This window comes from Paraburkholderia silviterrae, assembly GCF_004353915.1.
In the GTDB taxonomy this organism is placed as follows: domain Bacteria; phylum Pseudomonadota; class Gammaproteobacteria; order Burkholderiales; family Burkholderiaceae; genus Paraburkholderia; species Paraburkholderia silviterrae.
On record NZ_SMRP01000012.1, the window covers coordinates 116,903 to 128,840 of the forward strand.

Genomic DNA, 11,938 nt, shown 5'->3' on the forward strand with positions numbered 1-11,938 from the left:
CAGCGAGGCGGGCGGATGTATCTGGACGTGCCCTTCAGGGAGAAAGAGGCGGCACGCGGGCTGGGCGCGAAATTCGACCGGCGCTCGAAGAAGTGGTACGTGCCGGGCGGGGCCGACGTTGCGCCGTTTGCACGCTGGATGACGGCAGCCGGACTGCAGGCAGCGCAGGGTGCGCCAGGTACACCTGACGCGGCGCGGGACCAGCCGCGGGCCTGGTTGGGGAGTGAGGCCGACATCGAGCGCGAAGCCGTGCGGCTGAGCGCACTGATGGGGCAACCGCTCGAAGAGTCCCGCGCGTTCGTGCGGGACTCCGTGCAGGCCGCCGCGGAAAAGGCGGGGCTGGAAGCCCGGGACCGCCTGCGTGCGCAGGGCGCGTCGGCGTTCGACATGATCGACGGGGTACGCAAGGCTGGCCTGCAGGCGCGGCACCGGTATTTCGCCGACCGGCAGCATCTGTATGCGCAAGGCGAGTCCCGGTCGCCGGAACCGGGCGCGCGGGCTGACCAGCAAGCTGCACGTCCGAAGCTCGACGATGCAGCGCTTGGCCGCCGCTATCGTGAAATGGTCCAGTCCATCACGACGGCGGTCACGCTGCATGGGGCCGAGGTCACCCGGATACTGGCCCTCGAACAACGGCTCGAAACGATCCATCGCGACGCGTGGCGCAGGTCGGGTAACCCGGTCGACGGTGAGCGCGCGATCGGTGAGCAGATCCGCACCGGCACCGGGTTTGCGGCGCAGGCGCTGCCGCCGCGCGCGGCCGAGGCGCTGAACAGGCTCCGTGATGAGGCAGGGCTGAGCCCGATGGAGGTCGACGGGCGCACGCCCGCGCGCGACGTGACGGATTCCGGGCCGCCGGAGGACGAGCTTCCGGTGGACGTGGCCGGTATCGGGCCGCAACACCCGCATCGCCATCATGAGCCGGAGCGCGACGACGGCTTCGCCACCTTCGCGGACATCGCCGAAGTGTTCGCGCCTGGGGAGGCGGTATTTGCTGCCGGTCGTGACCAGGCAGACAGCACCAACTGGTCGATGGTGGCAAAGGACCTTGCCGACTATCGCGGGCTGACCGGGCGTATCCAGGATGAGTTCGGCAAAGGCCGGAGCGCGCCTGAAGTTGCCGCAGCGCTCGATCAGGAGCTTGCGTTCCTGTCCCCGCCCGCACGGACTGCGTTCGTGTCGCACGTTCGCGAAGCGCTTGACCGGCAGGTTGACGTCCCGTCCGTGCCGCAGGAGGCGCCGGCGGTCAAGGCCGGGGGCGACGCGGTGACGTTTGCCGACGTCGGCGATACGGTGATTGACCATGCGGCGATTGATGACGCGATGCGCCGGCGCGGTCTGACGGAAAGCGCGGTACCGGGCAAGCCGGGCAACCCGCACGTTGAGCCATCGGCCGCCACTGCCGCGGTCGCGAATGAGCCCGTCGCCCGGCCGGGGCAGGCCGCCAACGATACGGCGATGGAGGCTGCGGCGGTGTCCGGCGTGCTCGACACGCAGGTCCAGCGCGCGCAGACGCCTGCGCAGAACGAACCCGACGCCAGGAATCCGGCGAACGACCCGCAGCGGCCGGAGGCTGACACCGTGTCGGCGCAGGATCTGGAGCGTGTGCGCACGGTGCGGGAAGGCGATCATGCAGCCGCCGGGAAGCTGCTGCGCGAACAGGGCAAGCCGGCGCCAGTGCCGGAGGGCGGCGGCGCCGGCGCACCGGCCGCTTCGCGCCGGGCAGGCCAGGCGCGTAGCACCGACACCCGCGACAACCAGATCGGCACCGATCCGGCCTCCCGCAAGCCGGTGGTGACGAAAGACGGCTACGACGTGCCTGCCCACGTTGCGTCGCGCTACATGGTGAAGGACGGCCGGTTCTGGAAGCTCGATGCCATGGAGGCGAAGCCGGCGGGGCAATCAGATACGCAGCCGGATGCGACACCGGTCACGCAGCCGCACTTTGAGGACGTCGGCGCACGCCTGAACTCCCGGCAGAACGATCGCGCAACGATTGCCGACATGGTCGCGGTGGCGAAGGCCAAGAACTGGGACATGATCGTCGTGCGCGGCAGCGGAACGTTCCGCCGCAATGCGTGGATCGAAGCGTCCCTCGCGGGTGTGGACGTGAAGGGCTTCAAACCGGCCGAAAGCGACGAGGCCCTGCTCGAGGCGGCCAGGCGTGAACGCGCGGCGCTGACGATCCGGGCCGGGGCGTCGCCTGCGCCGGCCCCCGCGCCGAAGGCCAGCCCGGCGGGCGCGGATCCGTCGCCCGCCCAGGCAAACACGAAACCGCAGGCGACGGCCAGCACCGCGCCGGTAGCGGCGAGCGCAGCGGCGGCGCCCGGCGAAGCACCGAAGACCGTCGCGCAGTTGCGCGAGGTGCTCGAAAAGTCGCTCGAGCGGGCGCCCGCGCGCATGCGGGCGGAGGTGATTCGCCGGTTCGACGCGCGCATCCAGGCGGGCACCGAGATCGAGGCGCGTATTACCCGGGGCGAGTTGAGCCGTGACGCCGGCGCCGCCGAGATCGACCGGCGCGCGGCCGAACTGCACGCAGCCTGGACGGCGCCGAAGGCCGCGCCGGCGCCGGGACCGTCAAACAGCCCGAAGCCTGATCAGCAGCAGACGGGTGACCCGGCGACGATCGCAATGTAGGCGTCACCCACTCCAGTTTATGAGGATTCCGAAATGAATATTGCCATCGTGAACTGCTCCGGCAACGTCGGCAAGACCACCGTGACCCGCGAACTGCTCGCGCCACGGATGCCGCATATGTCGGTGCGCCAGGTCGAGTCGATCAATACCGATGACTCGGCGGGCCCCAGGGTCGAGGTGATGATTGCCGCCCGCTTTGACGAACTGCACGGCGAGCTGATGCTCGGCCGGGCGCTGCTGGTCGATATCGGTGCGTCGAACGTCGAGGAATATCTCAATCGCCTCGACTCGTCCGAAGGGGCGCAGGAGGATTACACGTGTTTCATCGTGCCGGTCGAACCGGAGAGCAAGCAGATGAAGGACACGATGAAGACGATCAACCTGCTCGCGGATCTCGGAGTGGATCCCAAACGAATCCGCGTGCTGCTGAACAAGGTCGAGCTGGTGAAGAGCGAGGCTCGCGAGGTGACGCTGCGCCGGCTCTTCGGACAGTTGTTTGAGCTGCACGAGCACGATGCTTCCTTCTGGCTGAACCACGATGCGCTTGTGCCGAAGAATGACGTCTTCACGCTTGCAGCGGCAGCGGGCCGCACGATCCACGATATCGCGACAGACGGGGTGGACTACAAGGCGCAGCTGATCGACGCCCCGACCGCCTCCGAGAAGGACCGTCTCGTGCGGCTGGTCGGCCTCAAACGCAAGGCGTTGTCCATCGAGCCGCTGCTTGATCAGGCGTTCAACGCGCTGATGGCGGGAGTCGATGCATGAACGAGCCGACGCCGCAACCGGATCACGCGGGCAAGGCGTCGGAGCGCCTGGGCCAGCTGATCGCCACGATGCCGGCGTCCAACGAGCTGGCCGTGCTCGCGGAGATCCTGATTGAGCAGATGAAGGTGGTGGACGCGCAGCACCATGTTGTCGCGCTGATAGAGTCCACCGACCAGAAGCTGACCGCGACGGTGCAGGCGCTGCGCGAGGAGAACGCGCAGCTGGCGAAGCTGCTCACGCAGTCGCGTCAGGCCTTCATCGGCGAGATCGCGGCGAAGGCGGCCGACCAGGCACGTCGCGCCGCAACCGCGGACGTGGCGGACGAACTCGCGCGGCTGCGGGTCGCCGTTGAATCGCGTGATCGCGCGGTCAACACGAAGCCCGTGGTGCCGGCAACCGGCTCGATTGCCGCGCGCATGGGCATTGCATTCTGCGCAGGCGCCGCGCTCATCTGGATCGTCGCGCGTCTGGCACACACGCTGATCTAGCGAAGCATCGAACTGGACGGCCGGTCGCAGGCGACCGGAATCTTTCAGGGTTGGTGGAGAACGACATCATGGAACGCAGGCAGGAGAGCTGGAAGAGGGTTGCGATGCTGTGTTTTGCCACGCTGACGCCCGGCGTGGCCGGCTCGATCTGGGGGGACATGGTCACGGGCAAGGCGCGGTATGCGGCGCTGACCGGCGGCGCGGTGTCCTTGACCAGCACGCTGGTGCTGCGAAGCGAGCGTGACTATCGCGCCTCGCTCGTCCGGCGCGCGGCGCAGGGGCCGTTGCCGGAAATCGTGTGGGACGTGCGCATGAACGATGTTCATGTGGGGCAGCCCACGGACCGCGAGGTGGCCAGAATCCAGCGGGAAGTGGCCAGCGACTGGCCCATCCGGGTCAGTCATCCCGGCATCCTGATTAACGCGTCGCTCGCGGCGCCCGGCAACGTGCTGCTGCTGGGGCCGGTTATCGCGTTCCAGGTGGGGGGTGCGATTGCGCTGTTCAATCCTGCTGCCGTCGCCCCGATTTTCACGGCGTTCCGCACAGCTTCGCCGCACGAGCTTCGGCAGTTTGTCTCGAGCATGCCCATCGTTTTGCTCGTTCTGCCGTTGTTCGCCCTGTTCTTTACTGGTCGCGGGATATCCGGCACGCACAGCGTCGCGAGCGAAGCCTTCGGTGATCGCGTGCGCCGGCATCTTGGGGCGGCCGCGACCGGCACGCAGACGCTCTCGTGCCTGGCGGCCGGCCGGGACTGTGAATACCAGCCGGACATGCCGGGCTGGTGGCGCGCCCGCGCGAAAGCCCGCCGCGCCGCCCGGACCGGGCAGCTGCGTCGCGGCATGGCGAACCCTGGCTGATGGACCGGAAGGACTGCGAATCAACAGGAGAACACCGATGATGAGAGACGGTTCCACCCTCATGCTCGTGGCTGGATTGCTGTGTGCCTGTGCCCAGGCGCAGGCGGGCGACTGGAGCCGGGGCCTGCACGGTGCCGCATACAACGCAGGCGGCGTGGAAAGCGCGGACGGAGCCTGGGGCGTTGTGTTTCCGCTGGCCCAGGCCGAGCCGGACCCGCGCATGACGCCAGGCGCGCTCAACCCCGACGTGACGCAGGCCAATATTCATTCGACGATCTGCGTGAAAGGGTACACGCGAACGATCCGGCCCGATGCGCAATATACCGAAGGGCTCAAGCGTGAGCAGATCGCGGCCTACGGCTATGACGATCGCCGTCTGCGCGACTACGAGGAGGACCACCTCGTGAGTCTGGAGCTGGGTGGCTCACCGACCGATCCGCGCAATCTGTGGCCGGAGCCACATCACGTGATGGGTGGATGGTGCTCGTATGCCAAAGACCGGCTCGAAAACGAATTCAACCAGATGGTCTGCCGCGGGAAGCTGCCGCTCGCTGACGCGCAGTCAATGATCGCGCACGACTGGATCGCGGCGTACCGGCGCTTCATCGCGAACGTCCCGGACGATTCCCGTGAGCATCGATAGGGAGACTGGGATGCGCATCGTCTCGAGGCGCACCGCGATGGAACACCCATTCACTGACCATAAGGTAACCAGGAGTCATGCCATGAAACGACGATCGATTGCAGCCGCGCTGAGCAGCGCGGCACTGGCCTGTGCATTCGCCACGCCGACGGCACGCGCCGGGGATAACCAGGATGCGTGTGGCGCGGTGCTCTGTCTCGCCGGTCTGATCTTGGGCGGCAACGGTGGCAAGACGTGCGCAGAATACGAGGCCTCGTACTTTTCCATCGTGAAATTTCGCAACGGGCACTTCGACCTGAGCGGCACGTCCAGTGCGCGTGGCGATTTCCTGAACCAGTGCCAGTCGGTCGGCAGCGACGTGAAGGGGCCGGTCAACTCGAAATATGGCGCTGTCCAGAACGGACCCTGACCGGCGTCCTGCTGACCCGGTCAAACCCGCCCGCGCCGGCCGCAGCAGATCGCAGCCGGCATCGACTCCACGCCATTGACAGCCACGGACGGCAACTGCCATGAGCGCTGACGATCTCCATGTCGTGACCGAACCGAAACGCCGCGGTCGCAGGAAAGCGCACCCGGCACTCGGCAAGCCGGTCAGCACGCGCCTGACGGACGAGCAGTGGCGGATCTTCAATGAGAAGGTCGAGCGTTCGGGCATGAGGCCGTCGGAGTTCCTGCGCGACTGCATCCTCACGAACCGCACGCAGATCGTCGCGCGGCCGCCGGCGACGGTCGAGCGGCAGCGGATCATATACGTGATCAACAGGACCGGCAACAACCTCAACCAGCTGGCGCACGTGGCGAACAGCGCGCGCGTGTCCGGCAGGCTGTCCGAATCCACCTTCGTTGCGCTGGTCGACGAGCTGGAGTTGATCACCCAACTGCTGAAGGCGCATCTCCATCGTGTTGATTAGGGTGTCCGGCCGCCACGACGGCGTGAAGCAGTATCTGGAGGAAGGCCGCAAGGTCGACCGCGACATCGATCGCGACGACCTCGACGAGCGCGTGGTGCTCGCCGGCGATCTCGACCTGACCAACGCGGTGATCCAGTCGATCAATGCCGCGCCAGGTGTCGAGCGTTACCTGTCGATCACGCTCTCCTTCAAGGAGGATCACGTCGATCGCCAGACGCTGTTCCAGATCGTGCGCGACTTCGAAGCGTTCGCGCTGCACGCATACGGCCCGGACGAATACAGCTTCTATGCGGAAGCTCACCTGCCCCGCATCAAGAGCTATGTGGACCAGTCGAGCGGTGAACTGGTCGAGCGCAAGCCGCATATCCATATCGTCATTCCGCGCTGGAACCTGCTGGCCGAAAAGCACCTTGAACCGCTTGGTTACGTGCGTTCAAACCTGAGCTTCATCGACGCATTCCAGGAGCACGTGAACGCGAAATACGGGCTGGCAAGCCCGAAGGACAACCGGCGCACGTTGCTCACCGATGCGTCGGAAATGATCAGCCGCTACCGCGGCGACCTGTTCCGCGCGAACAGCCGCGAGCTCAAGGAACAGATTCTCGACGCGGTGCTCGATCGCCAGATCGAGAACCACGCCGACTTCATGGCGCTGCTGCAGGAGCACGGCGCCGTACGCATGCGCAACGCCGGCCGCGACAATGCCTATCCGAACGTGAAGCCCGCCGGCGCCGGCAAGGGCGTGAACCTCAAGGAATACGTGTTCACGCCTGAATTCATCGAACTGCCGACCGCCGAAAAGCTGCAGGCGCTCTCGGCCGATGCCGTCGACCGTTACGAAACGGGTGTTGCGCCGCGACGCACGCCCGGGCACATCACCGCCGTACTCAACGAGTGGTACGCGAGGCGCGCGCGCGAGGTGAAGTATCTCAACAGCGGCAGCCGTCAGTACCAGCGCTACCAGGAATCCTCCCCCCACGACCGCGAGCTGATGCTCGCGGATCTTGAACGCGGTTTTTACGCACAACATCTGAAGGCATATCATGACCGAGCAGACGACTCCCTCCCAGGCCTCGACGGATATCTTCAACGATCCGGACGCGCATTTGAATTCGGCGCCCAGCCGTCCTACGCCGTCGACGGGCCCGGCGCGCGCGAAACCGACCTCGACGCCGCGGGACACGTCGACGATGGATACGGCGGGCTCGATGCCGAGTTTGACCTTGTCGCAGGTGGGGCGTACCCGTCGCCCGAACCCTTCGACGCTTTGCGAGACCTGTCCGGCCGCCCTGTGGACGGCATCGGACATCGATCTGCAGTGCTATTGCCGGGTGATGCGCTTTACCAGCTGGAGTCAGACGGCGCCGTATCCGCGGATCGCCTGCGATGGACTGCAGATCGCCATGGAGAGCCTGCAGCGCAACGAGTAGGCGGCCCCGCAGTTGCCCCTGCATTTGCCACGCCTCCCGGCCACCTGGATGCGTACCACCGTGCGCTTGAGGCGCACTACGCGTTCGGCGATCCGCTCATCGATCCATTCAACAGCCTGCCGCCGATGCGATCTCCGGCGACAGACGCACCGGCCGGCATGTCGCCGCCTGGCTGGTTTGCCGGTCTGCGACACGATCCGTTTGCGGACCGGCTTGACGCGATCGATGTGCCGTTCGATTTCGAGGCTGGCCGGCCATTCAACCTGCCACCGCCCGTGCTCACAGACGACGCGCCACCGTACCGGTCGCGCCGCTCGCGCGCTGGCGACGCCGCGTTTGCTACACCGCGCCACACCGGACGGGTGTCCGACAACGTGCTGTCGCAGCTGGCGCGCGAGATTCGACAGCGTGACGAGTCAGTTAATCAGTATGCCGAATTTAATGAGGTCCGCCAGGGTCTCGACGCCCGCCGTCTGCTGGCCGAGCTGTCCCACACGCACGGGGTGCGGCCGGCGAAATACCCGGTTGTCACCGGCCGCGACGGCGCCGATCGCATCCGCGCAGGCTCGCGCAACCTCAACGTGTCGGACTTCCTCACGAAGGAACTGAATCTGTCGTGGCGGGAAGCGGCTCCGCTGCTGCGCGAGGTCTGGCAGCGACAGCAGGCCGGAGAGCCGGTCCCGGCCCCGTGCGAGCTGCCGCGCGCCGCACTCTGGCGTGAATATTCGGTCGCGCGCGAAGCGCATGTCGCGGCCCGCATCGACGCGTGGCTTGCACAGCGCGCGAGCGAACAGCAGCGCCGCGGTGAGATCCGCGCCGCGTTCGAAACGAGACGGGCGGCGATCAGGCAGGACGTGGGTCTGAAGCCGGCCGGGCGGCGTGCGGCGACGTCGCTCGCCCGTGCCGATCGCCTTGGCCGTGAGGACGCGCTGCGCGAATCCATCGCGCGCGAGCGGGCGGCACTCAGGGCCGAATTCGGATCCGCGGGCGGCCCGAGCTTTTCCGGCTGGCTGCGCACGCGGGCCGAACAGGGAGATGAGCGGGCGCTCGAGGAGCTGCGCCGCACCGCGGGACCGGAGCGGCTGGCCGTTGCGCTCGAGGATGACGCCGGCGACGGGGCGTTCAACGTGATCCGGCCGAACACGCCGCGCCCGCATGGGCACGATGAGTGCAACGCGATCATTTTTCGCTCGCCCCAGCTGTCGTGGTCGGTCAATGAGCGTGGTCACGTCACATACCGCCACGATGGCCGCGACGTCGTTCGCGATCGCGGCACGAGCGTGCAGGTGCTGCAGGTTGACCGGGCCGCCATCGAGACCGGGCTTCGCCTCGCGCAGGCCAAGTTCGGCCGCACGCTCGAACTGACCGGCGACGACGCGCACCAGTTGGCGGCCGCGAGGGTGGTGGTGGATGCCGGGCTGCGTGTGCAGTTCAGTGACGAGCGACTGAACCGGGCGATGGATCAGTATCGCCACGCGCGCGTCAACCAGCAGGTGCAGGACATGCTTGGCACGCCCGGTGCCAGCCCGTCCGCCGATCCTCGTCCACAGCCGCAACCCGGACGCCCGGCACAGGACTGGCCGACACTCTCCGACGACGGCAAGCCGAACCATTGATGCACGATCGGCCACAGCCTGTTTCCGCCTCCTGCGCCACGCAGCCGCCCGATGCCGGGCAGGGACAGTCACGCGCGGGCGCAATGCACGAGGCGCCCAATCGCACTGCTCGTCGCGAGGACCGCCCGCGTATCCTGCTGGAAATGCAGGATCGCCTCGAGGTGTACCTGGACGAGCCCAGCCGGTATCTGCCGACGCTCAACGCGGTGAACGGCAGTCATCGCCAGCAACGCCGCGAGCGGCGCATGGCATGCGTCCAGCTGCTGCGCGCGATGCTCAGCTACCTCGACCTGGCGAGCCAGCGTATCGGCATCCCGCAGCGCGACGGCTGCTTCATGAGTCTCACGCTGCCCTTCCTCGCCCGGCACGCGTGCCGGGCCGTGCGGTGGGCCGAGCGAGCGATGCGCGACCTGTTGCACGCCGGCCTGGTCACGGCGCAGCAAGGCCCCTGAAGAACCATAGCTGTGCACCTTGCCGTCTCTCCGGTCGCTTGTATGACCTGCAGGTGCGCAACGTCATCCGAGGTCCGCACGGGAACGCCCCGATTTAGGTGTGGCCGCCTGTCCGTTTGCCCCAATCTGGGCGTATGCCGCGGCGCGCTGGCGGCCCCGGGGGCATGCGTGGAATGCGCCGCCCTGGTGAGTGCTTACTAACGTGACAGGACGGGTGCACGCGCGAACGCCCGGGACAGGTGTGATCGCTGAGACCCCGGAGCGCCCCGCGAGGCTGGCGATTGTCCGGGCCGACGAAAAAACGCCCGCACAGGGGCGCGGGCTTTGAGCGTGTGCGCGGGTCGGGGTACCTCACGCACGCCTAGATTTTAGGCGAATCCTGAGAAATTACATTAATAAACGGCGCAACATGTTGATTTATATTATAAATATAGTTGTCTGATAATCGAACGATTGTCCGATTTTACAATCCGAAATGCGATAATGCGGGACTATGTGAAACGCCGGTCGTCCGGCCGGCCGGGCCAGCGTCGCAACTAACGGTCATTCGGCCGGTTCCCCACCCTCCGCTGCGCGGCCCGCAATGGTCAACAGTCTTCCGGCCTGCAGAGCGGTCGACGGCCCCGGCGCCAGTCAGTCGCGACCGTCTCCTGTCGACGTCGGAAGCCGGACTGCCGGATTCCAGTCGGATATTTAATCAGGAATGCAGGCATCAATCAGCCATCGGTGCAGGAGGCCATGGGCAGGCAGGGTGACAGGGGACAGGCGGCGATGGCGGGGCGCCTGTCGGCCCCTTTCCGGCGCTGCGTGAATCTGCGCGCCGTGCGCCTCCTTCGCCACCCGGACGACGCGCGCCGCGCAGAACGGGTGCGGATCGCATCGCGCCGCACCGCTTCGGGGCAGCGGGATGCATGGTCCGTGGTGCATTGCTGCGGAATTCCTTGCAGTGGAAGGGTTCCATAAAATGGCGCGAATATTGCTTGCTGCGTGGAGTGCACGGCAACGGTGCCGGGTGCAAGAACATCGGGCTTGCGCGGCCCACGAAGGGCGCGCAGGCGCCTTACCCCGGACAACGGCGTCCCCTCGTGCCCTGGTGCAAGCGCATGCCGTTTTTGATTGGGTCGGGCAACGGTGGCCCGACCGCCGGCCAGGCCGTTCGCGACGGGAACGGTGCGGCCTGACGATGGATTGCCCCGAATGGGACGTGGATCGCCGTTTCTGGTGCAGTGGCCCTCTCCCGACGCCCGAAGCGGGCTGATCCATCGCAATCGATGCCTTAATTCTGGATGACTAAGTGATCTATTCCATTGCCTTTTTCCTGGTTGCGGCCGTCTCGGCCGTGTATGCTTTCAGTGGCTTCGCCAGAGAGGCGGAGAGCTTCGCCAGGGCGGTTTTCATTGTTTTTGTCATGCTTTTCGCGCTTGCCCTGGACTTCCGCAGAAGGCAGCGCTGATTTCAGGCAAACGGCTGTCAGGGCGTGGCCGCCGACTGGCTGCCGCTGATCGCACCGACGGCATCGGTGTCTGAAGGCGTCAGCCATCGTCGGGGTGCACAACATGGACGACGGGTGTGAATCCGGCGCAGGAGCGGATCTCAGGCCGCTGCACTCGCAATCGACACGGAAACGACACGATGCGGACGCACCATCTTACGGACGCGCATTTCCGGACCGAAAGGCATTCAGCCGGCAGGCATCGGGTGACGGCGGGAAACGCCAACCCGAACTACCATGACACGGCGATACGTTCACGGGTCAAGGTGGGTACACCCATGATTGATCACGGAGGACCCGCATGCCCAAATACACCTACCGGGTCTCACCGCGCACCGCTGAACCCGGTGGCGGCTATCACCTTCGCTTTTACATGGATGGCGAGGAGATGGGCAGCGGTGTCTATCCGGCTGACCCCGACGCCGCGCCCGAGGAGGGCATTGACTGGTGGAACGGGCTCGCGGAGCATGAGCGCGCACATTGGCTCGAGAAGGCGAAGAGCGTCCGGCCCGTCGATGCGTGGGGTGCGTTTCTGCGTGAGCACGCGCATGCTGATGCCCTCGCCGAGGGCTGGGCATGGATTACACGCAGGGGCAGCGTATAAACGGCGCGATGAAGGTCGCGCGCAAAGCGATCTACCGGTC

The 11,938-nt window shown here is 66.5% G+C and carries 11 protein-coding genes; all 11 read left to right on the forward strand.

Features of this window, described 5'->3' with window-relative positions:
- The first annotated feature begins 15 nt into the window (after positions 1 to 15).
- The 11 genes from EYW47_RS22900 (at position 16) to EYW47_RS22950 (ending at position 11,898) form a co-directional block, all read left to right on the forward strand.
- Positions 16 to 2,637: a DUF5710 domain-containing protein gene (locus EYW47_RS22900; RefSeq protein ID WP_240763861.1), complete on the forward strand. Its 2,622-nt coding sequence runs from the start codon at positions 16 to 18 to the stop codon at positions 2,635 to 2,637.
- A gap of 33 nt (positions 2,638 to 2,670) precedes the next feature.
- Positions 2,671 to 3,405, forward strand: a complete 735-nt coding sequence (stbB, locus tag EYW47_RS22905) for a StbB family protein (RefSeq protein WP_238466162.1) — start codon at positions 2,671 to 2,673, stop codon at positions 3,403 to 3,405.
- Positions 3,402 to 3,893 (forward strand): hypothetical protein, encoded by a 492-nt coding sequence (locus tag EYW47_RS22910; RefSeq protein ID WP_133197125.1) that lies wholly within the window; start codon positions 3,402 to 3,404, stop codon positions 3,891 to 3,893. The genes stbB and EYW47_RS22910 overlap by 4 nt, the downstream gene beginning before the upstream one ends.
- 68 nt (positions 3,894 to 3,961) lie before the next feature.
- Positions 3,962 to 4,750 (forward strand): hypothetical protein, encoded by a 789-nt coding sequence (locus tag EYW47_RS22915; protein WP_205710134.1) that lies wholly within the window; start codon positions 3,962 to 3,964, stop codon positions 4,748 to 4,750.
- Between the two features lie 37 nt (positions 4,751 to 4,787).
- On the forward strand, positions 4,788 to 5,393 hold the full coding sequence (locus EYW47_RS22920; protein ID WP_240763862.1) for a hypothetical protein: 606 nt from the start codon (positions 4,788 to 4,790) through the stop codon (positions 5,391 to 5,393).
- An 82-nt stretch (positions 5,394 to 5,475) separates the two neighbouring features.
- Positions 5,476 to 5,802, forward strand: coding sequence for a TrbM/KikA/MpfK family conjugal transfer protein (locus tag EYW47_RS22925; protein WP_133197127.1), 327 nt, complete (start codon positions 5,476 to 5,478; stop codon positions 5,800 to 5,802).
- 100 nt (positions 5,803 to 5,902) lie between these two features.
- On the forward strand, positions 5,903 to 6,304 hold the full coding sequence (locus EYW47_RS22930; RefSeq protein WP_133197128.1) for a plasmid mobilization protein: 402 nt from the start codon (positions 5,903 to 5,905) through the stop codon (positions 6,302 to 6,304).
- A 22-nt stretch (positions 6,305 to 6,326) separates the two neighbouring features.
- Positions 6,327 to 9,350 carry an LPD7 domain-containing protein gene (locus EYW47_RS22935; RefSeq protein WP_240763863.1) on the forward strand — a complete coding sequence of 1,008 codons (3,024 nt, stop codon included), beginning with the start codon at positions 6,327 to 6,329 and terminating at the stop codon, positions 9,348 to 9,350.
- A gap of 83 nt (positions 9,351 to 9,433) precedes the next feature.
- A complete protein-coding gene (locus tag EYW47_RS22940; RefSeq protein ID WP_240763864.1) occupies positions 9,434 to 9,802 on the forward strand; it encodes a hypothetical protein in 369 nt (122 codons plus the stop codon).
- 1,294 nt (positions 9,803 to 11,096) lie between these two features.
- Positions 11,097 to 11,255 carry a DUF1328 domain-containing protein gene (locus EYW47_RS22945; protein ID WP_133197130.1) on the forward strand — a complete coding sequence of 53 codons (159 nt, stop codon included), beginning with the start codon at positions 11,097 to 11,099 and terminating at the stop codon, positions 11,253 to 11,255.
- Positions 11,256 to 11,595: 340 nt separating this feature from the next.
- A complete protein-coding gene (locus EYW47_RS22950) occupies positions 11,596 to 11,898 on the forward strand; it encodes a hypothetical protein (protein WP_133197131.1) in 303 nt (100 codons plus the stop codon).
- Positions 11,899 to 11,938 lie beyond the last annotated feature (40 nt).